Source organism: Bradyrhizobium sp. NDS-1 (assembly GCF_032918005.1).
Classification (GTDB): Bacteria; Pseudomonadota; Alphaproteobacteria; order Rhizobiales; family Xanthobacteraceae; genus Bradyrhizobium; species Bradyrhizobium tunisiense.
Genome location: NZ_CP136628.1, coordinates 6,877,885 through 6,901,177, shown reverse-complemented (window position 1 = coordinate 6,901,177; position 23,293 = coordinate 6,877,885). Strand labels below are relative to the sequence as shown.

The window sequence follows — 23,293 nt, the reverse complement described above, 5'->3', positions numbered from 1 at the left end:
AAATTCCATGTCGAAATCTCACGGTCCCTTGCGTGTTGGCGTCGGCGGCCCGGTCGGATCGGGCAAGACGGCGCTGATGGACCTGCTCTGCAAGACCATGCGCGAACGCTATGACATCGCCGCAATCACCAACGACATCTACACCAAATGGGATGCGGAGTTCCTCGTGCGCTCGGGCTCGCTGACGCCGGACCGCATTGCCGGCGTCGAGACCGGCGGCTGCCCGCACACCGCGATCCGCGAGGATGCCTCGATGAATCTCGCCGCGGTCGCGGACATGCGCGCCAAGTTTCCCGGGCTCGATCTCGTGCTGATCGAGTCCGGCGGCGACAATCTCGCTGCCACTTTTTCCCCGGAGCTGGCCGACCTGACTATTTACGTCATCGACGTCGCCGCCGGCGACAAGATCCCGTCCAAGGGCGGCCCCGGCATCACCAGGTCTGACCTTCTGGTCATCAACAAGATCGACCTCGCCCCTCATGTCGGCGCCTCCCTGGAGAAGATGGACACGGATGCCAGGCGCATGCGCGGCGAGCGCCCTTTCGTCATGACCAACCTGAAGAAGAGCGAGGGGCTTGACCGCATCGTCGGCTTCATCGAGGCCAAAGGCGGTTTGAAACGGGCCGGCTGACGGCGCGACGACTTGGCGCACGCGCTTTTCGTCGTTAACGTTGGGGGGCAAGCCGCACCTGCGGAACAAATTTCGGACACGGCGATTGATTACCTCCGGCGCTGGGCAGTCCATCCCGGCCAGACCCTCGGCCGGGCCGATTAAGCTTTTCAGGCGACCTAAGTTGCGTACCGATGTCTCCTCCTCCATTATCTCTGCCACTGGGGTCCACCCTGTTTCGGCACGTGGCCGTTCGAACGGCGTTCATATGCTTGTTGTTTATTGCCGACCTCCAGCGTTCGCCTGAGTAGTCGCGTGGTCCGGCTGGGTTTCATCATTGGTTTCATTGCTCTGCTCGGAGTCTTGCTCTCGGGGCTTGCGGCTTATCGCGTCCACGATCAGGAGCTGGCGCTGGATCGGATCGCGCTCGCGCGTGCGATCGACGTTCACGCCAGTTTGGTCCAGGATCGACTCACCGAGCGCGAGTTGCTCGCACGCGTCGCTTCAGGCCTGTTCCGCACGCCATCCGTGATCAAGCCGAACATGCTGGAGCCGCTGCGCTCGGCCATCTACGCCTTCAAGACGGATTTCGTGGTGGCCGGCTGGATCGCCCGGCTGAAGCCGAACGAGCTTACGGCGGCGCAGGCTGCCATAGGCGGCGCCGGCTTCCCCAATCCGAAGATCCGCACCTATGACGACAAGCCGATCAATCCCGCCGAGATCACGCAGCCGATCGACGTGCTGTTGGATCTCGAGCCGCGCAGCGACGAGACCAAGGCCCTGCCGGGCCGTAGTTACGATCAGGACCCGGTTCGCAGCGCCATGTTGACACGCGCCCGGATCGAGAAGAGGTCGGTGGCTTCGGATCCGGTTCCGCTGTTGCACGCCAACGGGCCGGTTGGCGTCATCGTGGCCGCCCCCGTCGTTCCCGAGGGGGCAACCGAGCCGGCCGGGTTCGTTACGTTCTCCTACGAGCTCGCCTCGCTGATGCTGACCAATGACGACATGTCGTTGTTTTCGGTCGCGCTCAGGGATCCGCGCAAGGAAGGCGGCGAGCTGATCGCCAACGACCAAGGCGTGGTTTCGACGCGCAGGGCGTTGGTGGACGGACCGGCGCCGTCGGCAACGCGCACCGTGAGCTTCGGTGGCCGCGATTGGCAGCTCGGCTACTACGCGAAGACCAACTCGCTGCGTCGTGCTGAGCAGACCGCAATCATCGTGGCGGCGATCGGCTTTGCGATCACTGCGATGGTCTGCGGGCTGTTCGGCTATGTTGCCTACAACAATCTGAGGCTCAGCCGGGAAATCCAGGTAAGAATCGGCTTCGAGCGCCGACTGACCGCAGTGATCGACGAGCTCAACCACCGGGTCAAGAACATCCTTGCGGTCATCCAGTCGATCGTGACGCGAACCTTGCGTCACGGCTCGGACATCGACGTCGCCCGAGAGCTCCTGATCGGTCGCATCCACGCCATGTCGAACGTGGTTTCTCTGCTCAGCGAGAGCCAATGGCAGGGAGTCAAGCTGAAGGGCCTGTTCGAGGCCCGCGCCATTCCGCATGCCGACCGCATCGCCGTGACCGGTCCCGACATCGCCGTCAGTGCGCGCGCGGCGCAGAGCCTCTCACTGCTGTTCTTCGAACTGGCCTCGCATTCCGACGAGGGACTGTCGCTGGTCGGAAAGCATCCGCACATCACCGCCAGCTGGACGGTGACAGGCGAGGGGACCGACGAGGTCTTCCATTTCCGCTGGGAGGAGCTCAACACCAGCGAGGCGACGCGCCGTCCCGATTCCGATTTCGGGCTGATCCTGCTCGACCGTGTCGCCCCCGAGGCGCTCGGCGGTACGGCCAAGCGCTATTTCACCGATGCCTCGTACGTCTATGAGCTGACCGCACCGATGGAGACGGTGGTCGACATGACCGAACGCGATCGCACGGACAGGATCTCGGCCCCGGTGAGGCCTGCGCGATAAACGTCGTGCGGCTAAGGTTTCGGCCGCAACACGACGTCGACCAGATGGCGGGCGTAGCCAGGCGTGATCGGCGCGATGCCGAAGACGTAGCGATAGAAGAGGCCGCCGTAGATCGCGTCGTAGAGATCCTCAGCCGGGCCTTCGGCCAGTATGCTGCCGTCGTCCTGGCCCGCCGCAATCATCTCCACCAGCGCGTCGCGACGGAATTGCAGATAGCGGGCGTAGAACAACTCGGCCGAGCCCGTCTTGGAAATGCATTCGGAGATGACGGCGAGTTGAACCCTGCCGAACTCGCCCTGGAGCGCTTCGGCGTAGGCCGCCGCATGGCGGCGAGTGCGCGCCGCGGGGCTGCCGTAACTCGCCGGGGGCAGCGGCAGCATCTGCGCGGCATGCTGGAGAAAGGCGTCGATCAAAAGCGCCTCGCGCGACGGCCACCATTTGTAGATCGTCATCTTGGAGACGCTGGAGTGGCGGGCGACCGCGTCGATGGTGGTGGCGGCAAGTCCGGTGGACGCCATCAGTGTGTAGGCGCTTTCGAGAATGGCGTTGCTGGTCTCGATCGACCGCGGCCGGCCGCGTCGAGGAGCGCTGTCGGTCCCGTCACCCCCGCCATTCGCCGTCACCACGCCCGGTCTCCTCGCGCAATCCGCTCTCGCTCCGGGATAGCGCAGCCGCGACGGTCAACCTAGCGGAATCGCGACCGGCTAGGCTTGCTGCCGCAAAGCGGCGGGCAGATCCTGCCATTTCGACCAGGCGACGTAGTAGGCCACTGCGGTCATGGCGGCGAATCCGGCGAGGCTCACCACGACCTGCATCACCATCAGATTGGCACTGGTGATCAGGATGAGATGGCCGGCGAAGGACAGGAACACTCCGACGCAGAACACGGCGAGCCATTCCTCGCCGCATCTGATGACCGCCTGGAGCGGCTTCAGCCGCAATCCGGAGTGATCGGCTGGAATGAGATGGGTCGCCAGGAAGGCGAGCGCGAGGAAGTGAACCACGCGATAGGGTGCAAGGTTTTCCTTGTCCGTCGGCGCGATGCTGTCGAGCACAAGGTCCGGCAAATAAGCGGACAGTTCCGGCGAACGGCGCAGCAAGGTGACGGCCATCGCGAACACGAGATAGGTCCCGGCCAGTATCCGCAGCCAGGGCATGTCGCGTAACGCGCGTCCGGGCGCGCCTGTCACGGCGAACCAGCCCCCGAGCACCATCAGCATCTGCCAGCAGAGCGGATTGAAGGTCCACTCCTGGTCCGGATAGACCCGGAAATTCCAGTCGAACCAGCGTGCGGCGAGATACAGCGCGACCGATGCCGCCAGCGTCACGTTCGGCCGCCGCAACAGGCCCCACAGTGCAAATGGAAAGAAGGCCATCAACGGGATCATCAGTTGCAGCAGGTCGAGGTTCAGCGGCTCCTCCTGGAGCACCAGGCCGCGGACAAGGATGCGCAGTGGGTGCTCGAGAATTCCCGAGATGTTGTATTGGTGGATGATTTCCGGCGCCATCGACTGCGAGGCGACATAGGCGATGGTGTCGATATAGATCACGAACAGCACGACATAGGCGGCATAGAGCCGCCAGACGCGGCGGAAGATGCGCGTCGCCGCGACCATGTAGCCGCGCTCCAGCGCCATCCGGCCGTGGATGATGGCAACGCCATAGCCGACCACGAATACGAACAAATCGGCGGCGCCGCTGAAGCCGAAGTTGCGCAGCGTCAGCAGGTTGACGACGTTGTTCGGGATATGGTCGACGAAAATCGACCAATTGGCGATGCCGAGCGTCAAGTACAGCCTGGCGTCGTGCTGGAATGCGGAGAGGTTCGCCTTGACGGAAGGTTTCATTGAGTAAAATAGCTTTGGGAATCAGGGTGATGCTTTTACCGGCAACCGCCTGCCCATCCGAGTAGCGTTTGCGTGAGCGGGGGCATTCCCGCCGCATGGCGACAAATTGAGCGGCGCCGTCTGCATGCAATAATTGTAACGAAATTTCTAACCCGATCAGACCGTTACTCGGCCGGTTCGGCCGATACCTCGTCGGACACGCCGGCGCGGCTCGCCATGATGCCGAGGGCGACGCCGCCGATCGCCAGGATCGGCAGCAGCCGCTTGACGCCGATGGCACGAACGATCTGGAGCCCGGTGGCGAGCAGCATGGGATCCGCGAGCATGCTTTGCGCCGCCGACTTGGCGGCCCGCTCGGCCGCGATCTGGGCTTGCTTGCGCAGCTCCCGCTTGTAGACCCAGTAGCTCACCGCTGCGGCCACGGTCAGGAGAAAGAAAACGCCGGCACCCGCGAGGCAGGCTTGCACCGGACCATACTTGTTGAGCACCGAGATGAACGCCGCCGCGCACAGGAAGCAGGTGGTGATGAACAGCGCGAACGCCGCGCCCGCGGCCAGGGAGGTCAGCCGCACAGTCGTGCCGGTGGACGCACTGATCCCGTCGATGATGCGCTGAAACATGGCCTTGCTCCTCAAATCCCCACAAGCCGAATCGTCCACAGGCCGTCATCGGCGGCGCGGTAGCGCCGCCGTCTCAATATCCGTTTGCGCTGCCTACCGGCGCCAGGCCGCGCCGATCAGGAAGCCGATGCCGAGCGCGAGCCCGACGGTCGCGAGCGGGCGCTGCGTGATCGCGTCTTCGAGCGTCTCTTCGATCGATCCGTAGGCCTCCTGGGCCGCGCCCATCATTGCGCTGCCGCGCTCCGACATGTCGTCCATCGCGGAGTCCACGTTCTCGCGGGCCTGGCGATAGCCTCGGCGGGCCTGTTTGCTGGTGGAATTGGCGAAGGTATTGAGCGCGTCGGTAATCTGGTCGGTGAGGGCGGCGATATCGCTTTTCACGGCTGCTACATCCTTCTCGAGGCGTTCTCTGGTGGCTTTGTCGGTCCAGTCTCTCATCCCGGCTTCGGCGTTGGGCATGGACATCAGGAGCTCCGCACTGTTGACGGCTGAGATAGCCGGAGAACGTTTCGTCGTCGGGGAAGTTCCGATCGCGGAAACCGGTCAGTCCTGCGGCAGCTGCGGCGCATCCGCCGGCAACAGATGCTCCTTGAGGATCAGCGCGACGATCAGCAGCGGCGACGACAGGAAGGCGCCCATCGGGCCCCACATCCAGGTCCAGAATGCCAGCGCAAGCAGGACCGCAAGTGCGTTCAGCGCCAGCCGCCGGCCGATGATGGTCGGGGTGATGAAGTGTCCTTCCAGGAAGGTGAGGCCGCCGAAGGCGAGCGCCGCCATGAGGCCGCCGCTGATGGTCGGGAAGGCGACCAGCCCCACCACGACCAGCACCACGAACATTGCGATGGGCCCGATGATCGGGATGAAATTGAGCGTTGCCGCCAGCGCGCCGAGCCCCGCCGGATTGGGCATGCCGGTGAGCGCGCAGATGATCCCGGTGGCGACGCCGACGCCGACATTGATGATGGTGACGGTCAACAGGTAATTGCCGAGATGGACCTCGATCTCGTTGAGGATCCGGAGCGTACGCAGCCGCGCCTCATGATCGCTGAAAGTCATGATCACCGCCCGCCGCAGGTCGCGCCAGCTTGCGATGAACAGGATGAGGGTGACGAAGAACAGCAGGAATTCGGTAAAGGTCGGCGACAGGTATTCCAGCGTGGGCTGCACCCACTCCACCTTCGGCATGTGAATGCTGGGAAACCCCTCCGAGCCGCCGACCATGCCTTGCAGCTCACGCCAAAGCGCCAGCGGCCGATCGAACACGTGCAGCTTGTCTTTCAACTGCGCGCCGAGCTCCGGCAGGCGCGTGCTCCATTCCATGGCGGGAGCAGCGATCAGTGCGACAATGAAGGCAACGACGGCGGTCACCGCGATCACGATCAGGGCGGCGCCGAGCCCGCGCGGCACCTTGCATCGCTCAAGGAAATTCGCAGCCGGCGACAGCATCGTGCCGGTGACGAAGGCCATCACCACGGGCAGGAAGAACGCCCTCCCGAGATAGAGCACGGCGACGACGGCAATCAAGAGCAAGCCAGCGAGCGCGAAGGCGACAAATTCGGTGCGGCGGATGACCGGCGGTAGCTCGCTATGTCTCTCGGGGAGCGGCTCGCCTTCGCCGTTGCCCGGAATCAGACGTTCACTGGGAAGGACGCGCACAATCTCTCTCCCGCACGGAAGCCTCGATCCGCGCGCCCATTGACTGATTGACAATGCGCGAGCATCGCGGCGGTTCCATCGCGGCTTCGTGAACACGCGCTCGCTTGACTGTGACAAGGCTGCCGCGCACCGCGCCGGAACTTGGATCGCATCTGCGGAGTTCACTGGGACGCGCATCACCCTGATGCACACATCCAACGGGGCAGCACATGACAAAATTCTCTGCAGTCCGTCGCAGCCTTTCGCCGCGCGCCGTCGCCGCATTTGCCTTCGCAGCCGCTCTGACCGCGGTGCCCTTCGGCGGCGCGAGCGGGCAGACCTTCGGCTACGTGCCGATGCAGCCGCAAGCGTACCCTCAGGACCAGGATTACTCGCACGGCTACGTGAACGAGGCGCCGCAGGCGGCGGACGAGGATGCCCAGCTGCCCGATCGCCTGCGCAGGCAGACCGTCGGCTTCGACCGCAGCGAGCCGGCCGGCACCATCGTGATCGACACCAACAATACCTATCTCTACTACGTGCTCGGCAACGGCCGTGCGATCCGTTATGGCGTCGGCGTCGGCCGCGAAGGCTTTACCTGGTCCGGCGTGCAGAGCGTCAGCCGCAAGGCGGAGTGGCCGGACTGGCATCCGCCGGTCGAGATGATCGCGCGTCAGCCCTATCTGCCGCGGTTCGTCGCCGGCGGACCCGGCAACCCGCTCGGCGCTCGTGCGATGTATCTCGGCTCCAGCGCGTACCGCATCCACGGCACCAACGATCCCTCTACCATCGGCAAGTTCGTATCCTCCGGCTGTATCCGCATGACCAATGAGGACGTCATCGACCTGTTCGGCCGCGTCAATGTCGGTGCCAAGGTCGTGGTGCTGCCGAAGAACGCGCCATTGATGGCCAAGGGCGGCGACACCATGCGCAAGCGCCCGGTGGTGACGGCGATGCCCCCGGGGCGGCAGGCCCTGAATATATCGGCGTCGTCCGTGAACTAGGCTTCAGTGAGGTCACATGAGTAAACGCTCGATCCGCAAACTGGCCCCGGGTACGGCGGCAATGCTCGCCGTTGCTCTCTCCGGACTTGCGCTGACGTCGTCGGCACAAGCGCAAGATTTCTTCTCGGCGCTGTTCGGCGCGTTCGGGGGCCGACCTCCGCAAATCCGGGCGCCGTTTCCCCATGACGACATGCCGCGTTACGATGTGCCGCGCCAACGGGCCGCCTATGGCGGGGGCACAGCCTACTGCGTGCGTAGCTGCGATGGCCGCTACTTCCCGGCGCAAGGCAACGACGCCGAGAGCAAGGTGCAATCCTGCAAGAGCTTCTGTCCGGCTTCCGAAACCTCGCTGGTCTATGGCAGCAATATCGACGACGCCACCACGGACAGCGGAAAATCCTATTCCAGCCTGCCGAACGCCTTCCGCTATCGCAACGAGATCGTCGCGGGCTGCACCTGCAACGGCAAGGATCCGGCCGGGCTGGCATCGGTCAAGGTCGAGGACGATCCGACCTTACGCAAGGGTGATATCGTCGCCGGCGCCGACGGCCTCGTGGTCGCCAGCCGCAATGCCAACGACCGCGGTGGTGTCGCGATGAACTTCTCGCCGCTGCCGGACTCGGTGCGCGCCAAATTCCGCCAGGTGCCGGTGGTAGCGAAGGAGTAGGGGGGCGTTAGCTGCATTGCCGCGCTAGCCCGCGTTCGCGGCGCCCCGGAGCCTGAATTCCGGCCGATGTCGCATGCAGCCAGTCGGACAAGTGCATATTCGCGAGACATTGCAGCGGGTTGCAGTGATGGAACCAGGACCCGAGACGCGCGTTAGAGCAGCGGTCGCAATTTGCCTGAAGGGGGTCTCGCGATGCTGGTGGGTGTACTCGTCACTTTTCTTGTCGTCATTCTCGTCCTTTATCTCATCAACATGTTGCCGATGGACGGCCGCGCCAAACAGATCGCGCGCGTGATCGTCATCATCATCGGTATCGTCTCGTTGCTGAAATATCTCGCGGTGTTCTAGCGGAGGCGCTTGCCGCTGTGCCGAACCAAAAAGCCCCGGCGTGAGCCGGGGCTTGGTTTGTACCTGCTTCAATGCAGCGATTTCAGCCAGTCGTCGACGTCCTGTCGAACCTGGTCCTTGGCTTTGCCGTAGCGTTCCTGGAGCCGGCCCTCGAGCTGCTCGCGGCGTCCCTCGATCAAGCTGAGGTCGTCGTCGGTGAGCTTGCCCCATTTCTCCTTGGCCGAGCCCTTGAACTGCTTCCAATTTCCTTCGATCCGATTCCAGTCCATGACCATCTCCCGTTGGTTGATGGCCGAACAACGCGAGGCGCGCACGGCCGTTCCGATGCGCAGCGCGACGTTTCGTCCAACAAAAAAGCCCCGGCGATGCCGGGGCTTTTGCCATTCGCGTGACTGAACCTAACCGGCCGCCTTGGCTTCGCGGCGGCGCGCGGTGAGGATGTATTCGGTGTAGCCGTTCGGCTGCTCTCGCCCCTTGAAGATGAGGTCGCAAGCGGCCTTGAAGGCGACGCCGTCGAAGGCGGGCGCCATCGGCTTGTAGATCGCATCGCCGGCGTTCTGCTTGTCGACGACGACCGCCATGCGCTTGAGCGATTCCATCACCTGAGCTTCGGTGATCACGCCCTGGTGCAGCCAGTTGGCGAGATGCTGGCTGGAGATGCGCAACGTCGCGCGGTCTTCCATCAGGCCGACGTCGTGGATGTCGGGCACCTTGGAGCAGCCGACACCCTGGTCGATCCAGCGCACGACATAGCCGAGGATGCCCTGGCAGTTGTTGTCGATCTCCTGCTTGACGTCGTCGGGGGCCCAGTTCGACTTCGACACCGGAATGGTGAGGATGTCGGACAGCTTGGCGCGGGGGCCGTCCTTGGTCAGTTCCTCCTGGCGCGCGATGACGTTGATCTGGTGGTAGTGCAGCGCGTGCAGCGTTGCGGCGGTCGGCGAGGGCACCCAGGCGGTGGTGGCGCCGGCCTGCGGATGGCCAAGCTTCTGCGCCAGCATGTCCGCCATCTTGTCGGGCGCGGCCCACATGCCCTTGCCGATCTGGGCATGGCCGGGCAGGCCACAGGTCAGGCCCATGTCGACGTTCCAGTCCTCATAGGCCTTGATCCAGGCCTGCGCCTTCATCTCGTTCTTGCGGATCATGGGGCCGGCTTCCATCGAGGTGTGGATCTCGTCGCCGGTGCGATCGAGGAAGCCGGTGTTGATGAACATGATGCGCTTGGAGGCGCGCTGGATGCACGCCTTGAGGTTCACGGTGGTACGCCGCTCCTCGTCCATGATGCCGACCTTGAGCGTGTTCTCGGGCAGCGACAGCATCTTCTCGACCCGGTCGAAGATCTCGCAGGTCAGGGACACCTCGTCGGGGCCGTGCATCTTCGGCTTGACGATATAGGCAGAGCCGGTGCGGCTGTTCTTGACCTTTGAATTTCCCTTGAGATCGTGAATGGCGAGCAGGCCGGACACGGCGGCGTCGAGCAGGCCCTCCGGAATCTCCTCGCCGTTCTCGTCCAGCACGGCGTCGGTGAACATGTGGTGACCGCAATTGCGCATCAGCAGCAGGCTGCGGCCATGCAGCTTGAGCTCGCCCTTGCCGTCTGGCGTCTTGTAGCTGCGGTCGGCATTGAGCGAGCGCGTCAGCGTCTTGCCGCCCTTCTCGAAATCGGCCGACAGCGTGCCGTTCATGAGGCCCAGCGTGTTGCGGTAGACAAGCACCTTGTCCTCGGCATCGACCGCGGCGACCGAGTCCTCCATGTCGAGGATGGTGGAGACCGCAGACTCCATGATCATGTCGGCGACGCCGGCCGGATCGTCCTTGCCGATCGCGCTGCTGCGGTCGATCTTGACCTCGACATGCAGGCCGTTGTTGGCGAGCAGCACGGCGCTCGGCGCCGCCGCATCGCCCTGGAAGCCGGCGAATTGCGCGGCGTTCTTCAATGCGGTGGCGTTGCCGCTCTTCAGCTTCACCGCGAGCTGGCCCGCGACGACGCTGTAGGCGGTGACGTCGGTGTGGCTGCCGGTCGCGAGCGGCACGGCGGTATCGAGGAACGCCTTGGCCTTGGCGATCACCTTGTCGCCGCGCGCCTTGTTGTAGCCCTTGCCGCTCTCGGCGGCGTCGTGCGGGATCGCGTCGGTGCCGTAGAAGGCGTCATAGAGCGAGCCCCAGCGCGCATTTGCCGCGTTGAGCGCGTAACGCGCGTTGGTGAGGGGCACGACGAGCTGCGGGCCGCAGATCTTGCCGATCTCCTCGTCGACATTGGCGGTCTCGACCTTCTGCGTCGCAGGCTCCGGGACGAGATAGCCGATCTCCTTCAGGAAGGCGGTATAGGCGTCGAGGTCGAATGCCTTGCCTTTGTTGGCACGGTGCCAGTCGTCGATCTTGGCCTGCAGCGTGTCGCGGAATGCCAGCAGCGAACGGTTCTTCGGCCCCAGCTCCTTGATGATGGCGGCAAGCCCGGCCCAGAACGCATCCGGCGCGATCCCCGTTTTCGGGGCAGCTTCCTTGGCGATGAAATCGAACAGGACGGGAGCGATCTTCAATCCGTGGGCGTCGACGCGTTTCATGATGGGCTTTCTTGTTGGAAATGGCTGTTTTTGGCTGCTTTTGACCCGTCAGCAGCAAAATGCGCCCATAGAGAGCGACTTTCGGGGCCTTATTAGCCCCAAAAAAGGGGCGGTGAGAAGACCTCAAAGGTCTGTCAAAATGTCAAGGAGATCGAGCGACAAGCGCAGGTGTCGTCCCGGCGAACGCCGGGACCCATCACCCCAGGGAGCAGTTTGGCGAAGATACGTCGTCCGGGACGGCGATCGAGCCCCACCGAAAGATCACGCGGTATGGGTCCCGGCGTTCGCCGGGACGACACCGATGATGTGACGTGAGAGGCGCGCCTCAAATATTCGCGGCGAGGTCGACGACTTCGTCGAACAGCACGCCCGTGGTCTTCAGCATCAGCTCGATCTCGTCGGCGGCCTCGGCGACCGTCCGCTTCGATGTGTCGATCACGAGCTCGGCGGACTCAGGTTGCTCGTAGTCGTTGCCGATGCCGGTGAAGGAAGCCAGCGCGCCGGCTCTCGCCTTTTTATAATGACCCTTGGGGTCGCGCTCTTCGCACACCTCGGCCGGTGTCGCGACGTGGATCTCGCGGAACGCGGTGTCGGCGATGCGGCGCGCGGTCGCGCGATCCTCGCGGGCCGGCGAGACCGCGGCGACGATGGCGATGTGGCCGTTACGCGCCAGATGCGTCGCAACTTCTGCGAGGCGGCGGATGTTCTCGCTGCGATCGGCCGCGGAGAAACCGAGATCGCTGTTGAGCCCCGCGCGCAGCGTGTCGCCGTCGAGCAGGATCGGCGAGCCGCCATTGGTGAACAGCCGCCGCTCCAGTGCCTTGGCCAGCGTCGACTTGCCGGAAGCGGGCAGGCCGGTCAGCCAGACCACGGCACCATTGTGGCGGTAGCGCGCGGAGCGTTCGTCGGGACGCAGCGCCGATTCCACCGGCACGATGTCGACGGGCACGGCGCGCTGGCCGGCATCGACCGACAACACCAGGCCGCCGCCGGCAATGCGTCCGGACACTTCGATCACGAGGCGGCCGGTGCGCGGGTTCTCGGTATAGGGATCGGTGGCAATCGGATTCGAAAGAGAAATATCGATCTCGCCGACATGATTGCGGCCGATCGCCTTGTTCTCGCTGCTCGACAATTCGCCGGGATCGACCGCCTTCTCGATGGCGACCACCGTGGCACGGCTTTCCTTCGGCCCGCAGCGCACCAGGAGCTGGTCGCCCTTGGCGAGCGGCTTGTCGTGCAGCCAGAAGATGCGCGCGCGCAGCCGGCGCGTCTCGCGCGGGGCAGTGCCGGCATGCGCGACGATGTCGCCGCGCTCGATGAACAATTCACGGTCGAGTGTGATCCCGACGGAGCGGCCCGCGCCCTGCCGTCCCGCGACCGGCGTCGCCGGCCAGCTCTCGACCGACTTGATCTTGGCGATCTTGCCGGCCGGCATGATCACGATCTCGTCACCGGCAATGAGGCTGCCGGATTCGATGCGGCCCGCCACGATGCGGCGATCGTCGAACTTGTAGATCGCCTGCACCGGCAGGCGCAGCGCCAGCGCTTCCAGCGGGCGTGCCGGCTCGAGCTGGTCCAGCGCCTCGACCACCGTCGGTCCCTTGTACCAACCGATCCGGTCGGTACGCTCGGCGACGCCGTCGCCGTCACGGGCGGAAATCGGAATCACGGCCGTGGGCTTCACGCCGAGACCATTGAGATGAGCCGTGATCTCATCGCTGATTTCCCTGAAGCGATCGGCGGAGAAGTCGACGCGGTCCATCTTGTTGACGACGATCGCGACCTGCTTCACGCCGAGCAGATGCAGGAGATAGCCGTGCCGCCTGGTCTGGTCGCGCACGCCTTCGAGCGCGTCGATGATCAGCACCGCGCCGTCGGCCTGTGAGGCGCCGGTGATCATGTTGCGCAGGAATTCGGCATGGCCGGGCGCGTCGATCAGCACGATGTCGCGCGAATTGGTGCGGAAGCGGATCTGGGTGGTGTCGATGGTGATGCCCTGATCGCGCTCGGTCTGGAGCGCATCGAGCAGGAACGACCATTCGAACGGCATGCCGCGCCGCGCGCTGACCGCTTTCAGCATTTCCAGCTTGCCGTCGGGCAGGCTGCCGGTCTCGTGCAGCAGGCGGCCGACCAGCGTCGACTTGCCGTGATCGACATGGCCGACGATGACGATGCGCACTTGCGGACGCGTCGTGCCATTTGGCATCGACGTGGTGCCAGTCGGGGTGGCGGGCGAAGCGGGGGTGACGATCATATTCATAACGCGCTCGCGTCCTCAGGAATCAGAGATAGCCGGCGACGCGAAGGCGCTCGAAGGCGTCCTCGGTCTCATGGTCCAGCGCGCGTCCGGCGCGCTCCGGCACCTTGGTCTGTTCGAGCTCGATCAGGATCTCGTCGATGCTCGACGCAGTCGAGACGACCGGGTTGGTGATGTCCTGATCGCCCAGCGAGCGGTAGCGCTTGCCGTTCTGCGACAGATAGAGCGGGATGATCGGGATGTTCTCGCGCTTGGTGTAGGCCCAGATGTCGGCCTCGGTCCAATGCAGGATCGGGTGGATGCGCAAGTGTGCGCCCTGCGGCGGCGAGGCGTTGAAATGGTCCCAGAACTCGGGCGGCTGGTCGCGCACGTCCCAATTGCCTTCGAGGCCTCGCGGCGAGAACACGCGCTCCTTGGCCCGCGTCGCCTCCTCGTCGCGGCGAATGCCGGCGATCAGGCCGTCAAAGCCGTACTTGGCGAGCGCCATCTTGAGGCCTTCGGTCTTGCGCGCGGCGGAACGCGCGGCCGGCGGCAGCGTTGGGTCGACGGCATCGATCGGCGGGCAGGGCTCGACGCGCAAATCGAGATCCCACTCCTTGCCGTAATGATCGCGGAACCGATACATCTCCGGAAACTTCTTGCCGGTATCGACATGAAGGGCGGGGAACGGCATCTTGCCGAAGAAGGCCTTCCGCGCCAGCCAGATCATGACGTTGGAGTCCTTGCCGAGCGACCACAGCAGGGCAATCTTCTTGAGGCGGGCGAAGGCCTCGCGGAAGATGTAGATGCTCTGCGCCTCGAGCTGGTCGAGATGGTCCATGCCCGGGGCAAGTTCGGCAGAAAATTCTTGCGCGCGCACGCGCTCGGCCAGCGCCGGGTTGGTCATTCGATCAGCAGCGGAATCGTTCTTGAGAAGATGCATCTCTGCCACTTTGCGTTTGAAGGCGAAAATTCTATAGTTGCAGCGCGGAAGAGAAGAAAAAATTTTCTCTTTGCGCCTTCGAAATGAGACATATATAGAAAATAATTCCAGTCAACCCCGTTTGTGGGGGGAGCGAGTATCGTATGCGGTTCTTGCCGGTGTTTCTTGATCTCAAGGCCGGTCCGGTGGTCCTCATCGGCGCGGGCGAGCTTTTGCGCGCCAAGCTGCGCGTGCTCGCCGCCGCAGGCGCACGCGTGCGCGTGCATGCGATCGACGGCAATCGGGATCTTGGCCTCGGCTCTGACGACGCGCGCATCGAAATCGCAGCAGGTGACCCGCTGACCGCTGATCTCTCGGGCGTCATCGCGATCGTCTGCGCGGGAGCAGGCGATGTCGGCATTGCGATGTCCGTTCGCGCCAAGGCGCTCGGCCTCCCCGTCAACGTCATGGACGATCTCGAGCATTCCAGCTTCATCTTTCCTGCGATCGTCGATCGCGGCGATGTCGTGGTCGCTGTCGGCACCGGCGGCACGTCTCCGGTGGTCGCGCGGCGCGTGCGCGAGAAGATCGAGGCGCTGCTTCCCGCGCGCATCGGCGAGCTCGCCGAGTTCATCGGCGGCTTTCGCAAGTCCATCAACGAGCGCATCGCCGAGTTTCCGCTGCGCCGCCGGTTCTGGGAGCGCGTCATCGACGGCTCGATCGGCGCCGCCGTGCTCTCAGGCCGCAGGTCCGAGGCGGAGGCCTCGCTCAAAGCTATCCCCGATCCCTCCGAATTCGCGCGCGCAGACAAGCCGGAAGGCTCGGTTGCGCTGGTCGGCGCCGGACCTGGCGATCCCGACCTTCTCACCATCAAGGCGCTGCGTGCGTTGCAGGACGCGGACATCGTCTTCCACGACGAGCTGGTCTCGCCCGAGATTCTGGACCGCATCCGCCGCGACACCACGCGCGTTGCCGTCGGACGCCGCGTCGGCAAGCCCGGCATCGGCCAGGACGCCATCAACAAGCGCATGATCGAGGCCGCGCAATCCGGCCAGCGCGTGGTACGGCTGAAGGGCGGCGATCCCTTCGTGTTCGGCCGTGGCGGCGAAGAGGTGGAAGCGCTGCGCGCCGCCGGCATCGCCTATTCGATCATTCCCGGCATCACCGCAGGGCTCGGCGGCGCCGCCGATTTCGAGGTGCCGCTCACCTATCGTCACGAAGCGACGCGCATCACCTTCCTCACCGCGCACAAGGCGCGCGATGCGGAAGTCGTGGACTGGTCGACGCTGACCGACACCAAGATGACCGTCGTGGTCTACATGGGCATGACCGCGGCGCCCGCGATACGCGCCGGCCTTTTCGCCGCCGGCCGCTCGCCGGAGACGCCGGTCGGCGTGTTCGCCCGCGTCACGCGTCCCGATGCGCAGGGCGCGATCGGCACGCTGCGCGATCTGCCCGAACTGGTGCGGCGGATCCAAGGCGGCCCCGCCATCCTCATCATCGGCGAGGTGGTCCGGCATGCCGGCCCGCTTAGCCGCCACACCCCAAAGCAAATCATCTCTGACCTCCTGGATGCAGCCGAATGACCTCCCCGCTTGAACAGAAGAAGATCAAGATCGCCGGCCCCTCGATCGTAACCGCCAACCGGACCTGGGACGGCATCGTGGTGTATCGCACCGCCGCCAAGAGCTGGTCTGCGGACCTGTCGGAAGCTGCGATCGTGCGCAACTCCGACGAGGCCAAGGCGTTGCTTGCTGAGTCCGTCGCCGACGACGTCGGCGCGATCGGGCCCTATATCGCCCCGGTGCAGGTCGGCGCGGACGGCAAGATCGAACCCGGCAATCTGCGCGAACAGATCCGCCGCACCGGCGTGACCATCGGACAGTCGGCCCAGGCTTAAGGCACCTTCCTATGTACGCTTACGACGAAATCGACCGCACGCTCGTCAACGAGCGCGTCTCGGAGTTCCGCGACCAGGTGAAGCGGCGCCTCTCCGGCGAGCTCACCGAGGACGAGTTCAAGATCCTGCGCCTGCAGAACGGCGTCTATCTGCAACTGCACGCGTATATGTTCCGCGTCGCGATCCCCTACGGGACGCTGGCGACGGACCAGTTGCGGGCGCTTGCCCATGTCGCGCGCAAATACGACCGCGGCTACGGCCACTTCACCACGCGGCAGAACATCCAGTTCAACTGGATCAAGCTCGCCGAGCTGCCGGACGCGCTGGAGGATCTCGCCAAGGTCGGCATCCATGCGATGCAGACCTCCGGCAACAACATGCGCAATGTCACCTCGGACCAGTGGGCCGGCGTTGCGCCGGGCGAGATCGAGGATCCTCGCATCTGGTCGGAGCTGATCCGCCAGCACACCACGCTGCATCCGGAATTCTCGTTCCTGCCGCGCAAGTTCAAGATCGCGATCACCGCATCGGACCATGATCGCGCCGCGATCAAGATCCACGACATCGGCCTGAGGCTGATCAAGAACGAGAAGGGCGAGACCGGCTTCGAAGTGCTGGTCGGCGGCGGTCTCGGCCGTACGCCGTTCATCGCCAAGACCATCAAGCACTTCGTGCACGGCCGCGATATCCTCAGCTATATCGAGGCGATCCTGCGCGTCTACAATCAGTACGGCCGGCGCGACAACATCTACAAGGCGCGCATCAAGATTCTGGTGCACGAGCTCGGCATCGAGAAGTTCTCCCGCGAGGTCGAGGAGGAGTGGCAGCATATCCGCAATTCCTCGCTCCAGATCGACGACGAGGTGATCGAGGACATCCGTTCGCGCTTCACCTATCCTTCTTATGAGAAACTGCCGCACATGCCGGATGAGCTGCGGCAGGCCGCGGCCGATCCGGATTTCGAGGCGTGGCGCAAGAACTCGGTGGCTCCGCACAAGGTGCAGGGCTATTCCATCGTCACGATCTCGCTGAAGCCGATCGGAGCCCCTCCGGGCGATGCCACCGCCGAGCAGATGGATGCGCTGGCCGATCTCGCCGACAAATATTCCTTCGGTGAGATCCGCGTCGGCCATGAGCAGAACCTGGCGCTGCCGCATGTCGCCAAGCGCGACCTGCCGGCGCTGTGGAAGGCGCTCGACAAGCTCGGGCTCGCGACGCCGAACGTCAATCTGATCACCGACATCATCGCCTGCCCCGGGCTCGACTACTGTTCGCTGGCGAATGCGCGCTCGATCCCGATCGCGCAGGAGCTGACGCGGCGCTTTGCCAATCACGAGCTTGCGAACCTGATCGGCCGGCTCCACATCAACATCTCCGGCTGCATCAACGCATGCGGCCATCACCATGTCGGCCATATCGGCATTCTCGGCGTCGAGAAGAACGGCGAGGAAGTCTACCAGATCACCATCGGCGGCCGTGCCGACGAGAACGCTGCGCTCGGAACCCTGATTGGGCCCGGCGTCAAATTCGACGAAGTCGCCGATGTCATCGAGGACGTCGTGGAAGCCTATCTGGCGCTGCGCGAGCGGCCCGAAGAGCTGTTCATGGACACGGTGAAGCGTCTCGGCGTCGAACCCTTCAAGGAGCGCGTCTATGCCACTCGTTAACGGCGGAAAGATCGCCGACGACAGCTTCGTGAAGCTGGCCGTCGATACGCCGCTGCCCGAGGGCGGCGACATCCTGGTGCCGGCCGAGCGGTTCCTCGGCGAGGCGGATGCGTTGGTCAAGCGCGCCGGCAAGGTCGGCGTGATCTGGCCGAACAGTCGCGATATCGCCGAGCTCGTGCCGTTTCTCGGCAAGATCGCGGTCGTCGCGCTGGTGTTTCCGACTTTCCGCGACGGCCGTGCCTACAGCCAGGCCCGCCTGCTGCGCGAGCGCTATAACTACCGCAGCGAATTGCGCGCCACCGGTCAGGTGCTGCGCGACCAGTTCGTGTTCATGCTGCGCGCCGGCTTCGATGCCTTCGAGGTCAAGAAGCAGGCTGATGCGGAAGCCTTCATGCAGACTGCCAAGCGCTATTCCGTGTTCTATCAGCCGACCGGTGACGGCCGCATCACGGCGCTGCACCGGCGCATGCAGCTGCGCCACTCCGAAGGAGTCGGCACGTGAACGCGATCGCTCCTCGGGTATCCTCCGTGTCCGCGCTACCTTCGGCGGACGAACTCGATCGCGCTCTGCGCGATGCCTCGCCCGCGGAGATCATCGCCGCGGCCCTGAAGACGGTCGGGCGCGACAAGCTCGCGCTGGTGTCATCCTTCGGCACGGAATCGGCGACGCTGCTCAAGGTCATGGCGGATGTCGATCCGGCGATCCCGGTGATCTTCCTCGACACCGGCTGGTTGTTCGAGGAGACGCTCGCCTATCGCGACACGCTGATCGCCACCATGGGCCTGAAGGACGTCCGTTCGATCAAGCCGGCCGACGAAGCGCTGTCGCGCGAGGATCCCGATCGCGACCTCTGGTTCTCCGATCCCGACGCCTGCTGCCGCATCCGCAAGGTGGAACCGCTGGCGCGTGCGCTGAAGCCGTTCTCGGCCTGGATCAACGGCCGCAAGCGCTTTCAGGGTAATGCACGCGCCGACATTCCGGTCGTCGAAGAGGATGGCGCCCGGTTGAAGTTCAACCCCTTCGCCAACGTCTCGCGCGAGGAACTCGAGGCGATCTTTGTCCGCGCTGAATTGCCGCGGCATCCTCTGGTTGTGTCAGGATTCTTGTCGGTCGGTTGCATGCCTTGCACGAGCAGAACGGCCGAAGGTGAGGATTCTCGAGCCGGACGCTGGCGCGGACGGGCCAAGACAGAATGCGGCATTCACACGATGAAGGCTTCGTAGCACGCTTGCGCTGCCACGCTGCGAACAAGAAAATCTGGTTCCGTTGACTTGAGCGCCTTTCGCCCTGAGTTATGCCCGCGTGCCATCGACGACGCCGATGTCGTCGAGGTGAATGGAGATGGACATGATGCGCCGCATCGTCCTGCTCGCCGCAGGACTGTTCTGGGCAAGCTCGGCTCTCGCTGCTGAAATCAACCTGTTGAACGTGTCGTACGATCCGACGCGTGAGCTCTATGCCGAGTTCAACAAGGCGTTTGCAAACGCCTATCAGAAGGAGACCGGCAAGAGCGTCGAGATCAAGCAGTCGCATGGCGGCAGCGGCTCGCAGGCGCGCGCGGTGATCGACGGCTTGCAGGCCGATGTGGTGACCCTCGCGCTCGCCTATGACGTCGACGCCATCGCTGCCAAGGGCCTCACCACGGCCGATTGGCAGAAGCGGCTGCCGCAGAATTCGTCACCCTACACCTCGACCATCGTCTTCCTGGTGCGCAAGGGCAATCCCAAGGCCATCAAGGACTGGGACGATCTGGTCAAGCCTGGTGTCGCCGTGATCACGCCGAACCCGAAGACGTCGGGCGGGGCGCGCTGGAATTATCTGGCGGCCTGGGGCTTTGCGCAGAAGAAGTACGGCTCGGCCGACAAGGCCAAGGATTTCATCGGAAAACTCTACCAGCAGGTGCCGGTGCTCGACACCGGCGCGCGCGGCGCCACCGTCACCTTCGTCGAGCGCGGTGTCGGCGACGTGCTGCTGGCCTGGGAGAACGAGGCGTTCCTCGCGCTGAAGGAGTTCGGCGCGAACAAGTTCGAGATCGTGGCGCCGCCGCAGTCGATCCTCGCCGAGCCGCCGGTCACCATCGTGGACAAGGTTGCCGACAAAAAGGGCACCCGCAACGCGGCTGACGCCTACCTGCGGTACTGGTACACCAAAGAGGGGCAGGAGATTGCTGCGCGCAATTTTTACCGCCCGCGCGATGCCGATATCGCAAAAAAATACGAAAACGCCTTCGCCAAGGTCGAACTATTCACGATCGACGACGTTTTCGGGGGTTGGACCAAGGCGCAGAAGGAACATTTTGCCGACGGAGGCGTCTTTGACCGGATCTACAAGAACTGATCGAGCGCCGTCTTAAGGGCTTTAGCAGGGGGGCCTGGTGAGCGCACTCGCAGCAAGACGTCGGACATTGCCGGGCTTCGGTCTCACCATGGGACTGACGCTGTCATGGCTGTCCGTCATCATCCTGATTCCGCTCGCCGGGCTGTTCCTGAAATCGCTCGAGCTCAGCCCCGAGCAGTTCTGGAATATCCTCACCAGCCGCCGCACCCTGAATGCCTTGCGCGTGTCCTTTGGCCTTGCCTTCGCGGCGGCCTGCGTCAATCTCGTGATGGGCAGCATCATCGTCTGGGCGCTCGTGCGGTACCGCTTCCCCGGCCGGCGGCTGTTCGATGCCATCGTCGATGTGCCGTTCGCGCTGCCGACGGCGGTCGCCGGCGTGGCGCTGACCGCGCTGTTCGCCGAGAAGGGCTGGCTGGGCGCGCCGCTGGCCGCGGCCGGCATCAAGGTGGCGTTTACGCCGGTCGGTATCTTCGTCGCCATGATCTTCATCGGTATTCCCTTCGTGGTGCGCACGGTGCAGCCGGTGCTGCAGGATCTCGATCCCGAGATCGAGGAGGCCGCGGGCAGCCTGGGGGCCAGCCGTTGGCAGACCATCATCCGCGTGATCCTGCCCTCGCTGGCACCGGCGCTGCTGACCGGGCTCGCGCTCGCCTTCGCGCGCGCGGTCGGTGAATACGGCTCGGTGATCTTCATCGCAGGAAATCTGCCCAACGTGTCCGAGATCGCCCCGCTGTTGATCGTGATCCGCCTGTCCGAATTCCGCTACGCCGACGCGACCGCGATCGCGGTGGTCATGCTCGTCGTTTCCTTCGTGATCATCTTCGCGGTCAACCGGCTCCAGCGCTGGGCGCAGAGCCGGATGCCGGCGCATTGAGGGGCGGACCATGACGATGCAAATCGCAGATTCAGTTTCGCTACCTTCGCCCGATGCGCGTGCGCGCGCCGCCGCGGCGCGCGACAGTCTTCGTACCGAGTCGCCTGCGGTGCGCATCGTCATCATCACACTGGCGGTCCTGTTTCTCTCCGTCTTCGTCGTGCTGCCGCTTGTCCTGGTGTTCGCGCAGGCGTTTTCGAAGGGGATCCTCGCCTATTTTGCCGCGCTCGCCGAGCCCGAAGCGCTGGCGGCGATCAAGCTGACGCTGCTGGTTGCGGCGATTTCGGTCGGCCTCAATCTCGTTTTCGGCCTCGTCGCCGCCTGGGCGATTGCCAAATTCGAATTCCCGGGCAAGTCTTTCCTGATCACGCTGATCGACCTGCCGTTCTCGGTGAGCCCGGTGATCTCGGGCCTCGTCTTCGTGCTGCTGTTCGGCGCGCAGGGCTATTTCGGCAGCTGGCTCAGCGGTCATGACATCCAGATCCTGTTCGCGGTGCCCGGCATCGCGCTTGCCACCACCTTCGTGACCTTCCCCTTCGTGGCGCGCGCTCTGATCCCCCTGATGCAGGAGCAGGGCACGCAGGAGGAGGAGGCCGCGATCTCGCTCGGCGCCTCGGGCCTGCAAACGTTCTTCCGCGTCACGCTGCCCAACATCAAGTGGGGCGTGCTCTACGGCGTCCTGCTCTGCAACGCGCGCGCGATGGGTGAGTTCGGCGCGGTCTCCGTCGTCTCGGGCCACATCCGCGGCGAGACAAATACGATGCCGCTGCTGGTCGAGATCCTGTACAACGAATACCAGTTCGTCGCCGCCTTCGCGATCGCCTCGCTGCTGGCGATGCTGGCGCTGATCACGCTGATCGCGAAAACCATTCTCGAACGTCACCTCGACGAAGGATACGACGCAAGTGACCATTGAAGTCAGAAATCTCGTCAAGAAATTCGGAGGCTTTGCGGCCCTCGACGGCGTGGACCTCAAGGTCAATGACGGCGAGCTGCTCGCGCTGCTCGGCCCCTCCGGCTCCGGCAAGACCACGCTGCTGCGGATCATCGCAGGCCTCGACTGGCCCGATGCCGGCGAGGTCTTCTTCAACGGCGAGGACGCGCTGGCACAGGGCGCGCGCGAGCGGCATGTCGGCTTTGTGTTCCAGCATTACGCGCTGTTCCGCCACATGACGGTGTTCGAGAACGTCGCCTTCGGGCTGCGCGTGCAGCCTCGCGCGATACGGAAAGACGAGGCCACGATCCGTGCGCGGGTGAAAGAGCTGCTCGATCTCGTGCAGCTCGACTGGCTCGCCGATCGTTATCCGAGCCAGCTGTCCGGCGGCCAGCGCCAGCGCATCGCACTCGCCCGCGCGCTGGCGATCGAGCCGCGCATCCTGCTGCTCGACGAGCCGTTCGGTGCGCTCGATGCCAAGGTGCGGAAAGAGTTGCGAAGGTGGCTACGCTCGCTGCATCACGAGATCCACGTCACCTCGATCTTCGTCACCCACGATCAGGAGGAAGCGCTGGAAGTCGCCAACCGCGTCGTAGTGATGGACAAGGGCCGGATCGAGCAGATCGGCTCGCCCGACGACGTCTATGAAAGGCCGGCAAGCGCGTTCGTCCACGGGTTCATCGGCGAATCCATCGAGCTGCCGGTTCAGGTCGAAGGCGGCGTCGTCAGGCTCGGCGACCGGCCGCTGCGGCTGGCGGCGGACGGGCTTGCGTCTGGCGCGTCGAAACTGTTCGTGCGGCGACATGACATGTTGGTCGGCCCGCCCGGCAGCGGCGCCTTCGAGGGCGCCGTGCAGCATGTCCGCAATTTCGGTCCGGTGCAGCGGGCTGAGGTCGCATTGTCGGGCGGCCAGACGATCGAGATCGACGCGCCCCGCGGCAAGGAACTGCGCGCCGGCGACACCATCGGGCTCGAGCCCCGCCACTACCGGATTTTTGCGGGGTAAGCGACCGTCATGTCGGGGCGATGCGGAGCATCGAACCCGGAATCCCGGGATTGTGGCGCGAGACTCTCAGGGGCGCGATTGCGCACCATAGTTAAGCGCTTCGCGCTGCCCCGGAATGACACCGGTCAGATTTTCTTCAAAATT

At 64.4% G+C, this 23,293-nt stretch carries 23 protein-coding genes; 14 read left to right on the top strand and 9 right to left on the bottom strand.

Translation table 11 applies throughout. From position 1 onward, the window contains the following. Nucleotides 1-7: 7 nt before the first annotated feature. Together ureG and RX330_RS32185 are read left to right on the top strand one after the other, a co-directional pair. Entirely contained in the window at nt 8-631 is a 624-nt protein-coding gene (gene ureG, locus RX330_RS32190) for an urease accessory protein UreG (RefSeq protein WP_008131868.1), read from the top strand. Between the two features lie 294 nt (nt 632-925). Next, nucleotides 926-2,584, top strand: a complete 1,659-nt coding sequence (locus RX330_RS32185) for an HWE histidine kinase domain-containing protein (RefSeq protein ID WP_212087911.1) — start codon at nt 926-928, stop codon at nt 2,582-2,584. A gap of 11 nt (nt 2,585-2,595) precedes the next feature. Here the strand turns inward: RX330_RS32185 and RX330_RS32180 are convergent, their stop codons facing one another. From RX330_RS32180 to RX330_RS32160, 5 genes are all read right to left on the bottom strand, one after another. After that, nucleotides 2,596-3,210 (bottom strand): TetR/AcrR family transcriptional regulator, encoded by a 615-nt coding sequence (locus tag RX330_RS32180; protein ID WP_317241163.1) that lies wholly within the window; start codon nt 3,208-3,210, stop codon nt 2,596-2,598. Nucleotides 3,211-3,288: 78 nt separating this feature from the next. Further along, entirely contained in the window at nt 3,289-4,431 is a 1,143-nt protein-coding gene (locus tag RX330_RS32175; RefSeq protein WP_317241162.1) for an OpgC domain-containing protein, read from the bottom strand. A 164-nt stretch (nt 4,432-4,595) separates the two neighbouring features. After that, nucleotides 4,596-5,051, bottom strand: a complete 456-nt coding sequence (locus RX330_RS32170; RefSeq protein ID WP_317241161.1) for a hypothetical protein — start codon at nt 5,049-5,051, stop codon at nt 4,596-4,598. A 93-nt stretch (nt 5,052-5,144) separates the two neighbouring features. Continuing rightward, complete coding sequence (locus tag RX330_RS32165) at nt 5,145-5,516, bottom strand: YqjD family protein (protein WP_212087921.1); 372 nt, start codon at nt 5,514-5,516, stop codon at nt 5,145-5,147. Between the two features lie 78 nt (nt 5,517-5,594). Then, nucleotides 5,595-6,707, bottom strand: a complete 1,113-nt coding sequence (locus RX330_RS32160; protein ID WP_317241160.1) for an AI-2E family transporter — start codon at nt 6,705-6,707, stop codon at nt 5,595-5,597. 209 nt (nt 6,708-6,916) lie between these two features. Between RX330_RS32160 and RX330_RS32155 the strand changes: the two genes are divergently transcribed. From RX330_RS32155 to RX330_RS32145, 3 genes are all read left to right on the top strand, one after another. Beyond that, the gene (locus RX330_RS32155; RefSeq protein ID WP_317241159.1) at nt 6,917-7,690 is read left to right on the top strand and encodes a L,D-transpeptidase; all 774 of its coding nucleotides are present in this window, start codon (nt 6,917-6,919) and stop codon (nt 7,688-7,690) included. Between the two features lie 16 nt (nt 7,691-7,706). After that, a complete protein-coding gene (locus tag RX330_RS32150) occupies nt 7,707-8,357 on the top strand; it encodes a DUF2865 domain-containing protein (protein ID WP_317241158.1) in 651 nt (216 codons plus the stop codon). Nucleotides 8,358-8,549: 192 nt separating this feature from the next. After that, nucleotides 8,550-8,705, top strand: coding sequence for a Thivi_2564 family membrane protein (locus RX330_RS32145; RefSeq protein WP_008546817.1), 156 nt, complete (start codon nt 8,550-8,552; stop codon nt 8,703-8,705). 68 nt (nt 8,706-8,773) lie between these two features. Here RX330_RS32145 and RX330_RS32140 read toward each other — a convergent pair whose 3' ends face one another. The 4 genes from RX330_RS32140 to cysD form a co-directional block, all read right to left on the bottom strand. Further along, entirely contained in the window at nt 8,774-8,974 is a 201-nt protein-coding gene (locus tag RX330_RS32140) for a CsbD family protein (RefSeq protein ID WP_164718867.1), read from the bottom strand. 129 nt (nt 8,975-9,103) lie between these two features. Continuing rightward, on the bottom strand, nt 9,104-11,269 hold the full coding sequence (locus RX330_RS32135) for a malate synthase G (RefSeq protein WP_317241157.1): 2,166 nt from the start codon (nt 11,267-11,269) through the stop codon (nt 9,104-9,106). A gap of 325 nt (nt 11,270-11,594) precedes the next feature. Further along, the gene (gene cysC / locus RX330_RS32130) at nt 11,595-13,532 is read right to left on the bottom strand and encodes an adenylyl-sulfate kinase (RefSeq protein ID WP_317241156.1); all 1,938 of its coding nucleotides are present in this window, start codon (nt 13,530-13,532) and stop codon (nt 11,595-11,597) included. Nucleotides 13,533-13,554: 22 nt separating this feature from the next. Further along, entirely contained in the window at nt 13,555-14,349 is a 795-nt protein-coding gene (cysD, locus tag RX330_RS32125; RefSeq protein ID WP_212089073.1) for a sulfate adenylyltransferase subunit CysD, read from the bottom strand. A gap of 245 nt (nt 14,350-14,594) precedes the next feature. Here cysD and cysG point away from each other — a divergent pair, with 245 nt between their 5' ends. From cysG to RX330_RS32080, 9 genes are all read left to right on the top strand, one after another. Continuing rightward, nucleotides 14,595-16,016 carry a siroheme synthase CysG gene (gene cysG, locus RX330_RS32120; protein ID WP_317241155.1) on the top strand — a complete coding sequence of 474 codons (1,422 nt, stop codon included), beginning with the start codon at nt 14,595-14,597 and terminating at the stop codon, nt 16,014-16,016. Further along, entirely contained in the window at nt 16,013-16,330 is a 318-nt protein-coding gene (locus tag RX330_RS32115; protein ID WP_135166566.1) for a DUF2849 domain-containing protein, read from the top strand. The genes cysG and RX330_RS32115 overlap by 4 nt, the downstream gene beginning before the upstream one ends. Before the next feature lie 11 nt (nt 16,331-16,341). Then, entirely contained in the window at nt 16,342-17,997 is a 1,656-nt protein-coding gene (locus RX330_RS32110; protein ID WP_212087932.1) for a nitrite/sulfite reductase, read from the top strand. Then, nucleotides 17,984-18,499, top strand: coding sequence for a DUF934 domain-containing protein (locus RX330_RS32105; RefSeq protein WP_212087933.1), 516 nt, complete (start codon nt 17,984-17,986; stop codon nt 18,497-18,499). Before RX330_RS32110 ends, RX330_RS32105 begins: the two co-directional genes overlap by 14 nt. Next, on the top strand, nt 18,496-19,221 hold the full coding sequence (locus RX330_RS32100; RefSeq protein WP_317241154.1) for a phosphoadenylyl-sulfate reductase: 726 nt from the start codon (nt 18,496-18,498) through the stop codon (nt 19,219-19,221). The genes RX330_RS32105 and RX330_RS32100 overlap by 4 nt, the downstream gene beginning before the upstream one ends. A 112-nt stretch (nt 19,222-19,333) precedes the next feature. Continuing rightward, nucleotides 19,334-20,335: a sulfate ABC transporter substrate-binding protein gene (locus RX330_RS32095; RefSeq protein ID WP_375848078.1), complete on the top strand. Its 1,002-nt coding sequence runs from the start codon at nt 19,334-19,336 to the stop codon at nt 20,333-20,335. Between the two features lie 88 nt (nt 20,336-20,423). Further along, entirely contained in the window at nt 20,424-21,209 is a 786-nt protein-coding gene (gene cysT / locus RX330_RS32090) for a sulfate ABC transporter permease subunit CysT (protein ID WP_249153371.1), read from the top strand. Nucleotides 21,210-21,219: 10 nt separating this feature from the next. Then, nucleotides 21,220-22,125 carry a sulfate ABC transporter permease subunit CysW gene (cysW, locus tag RX330_RS32085; RefSeq protein ID WP_212087945.1) on the top strand — a complete coding sequence of 302 codons (906 nt, stop codon included), beginning with the start codon at nt 21,220-21,222 and terminating at the stop codon, nt 22,123-22,125. Next, nucleotides 22,115-23,149 carry a sulfate/molybdate ABC transporter ATP-binding protein gene (locus RX330_RS32080; RefSeq protein ID WP_212087947.1) on the top strand — a complete coding sequence of 345 codons (1,035 nt, stop codon included), beginning with the start codon at nt 22,115-22,117 and terminating at the stop codon, nt 23,147-23,149. Before cysW ends, RX330_RS32080 begins: the two co-directional genes overlap by 11 nt. The last annotated feature ends 144 nt before the right edge of the window (nt 23,150-23,293 follow it).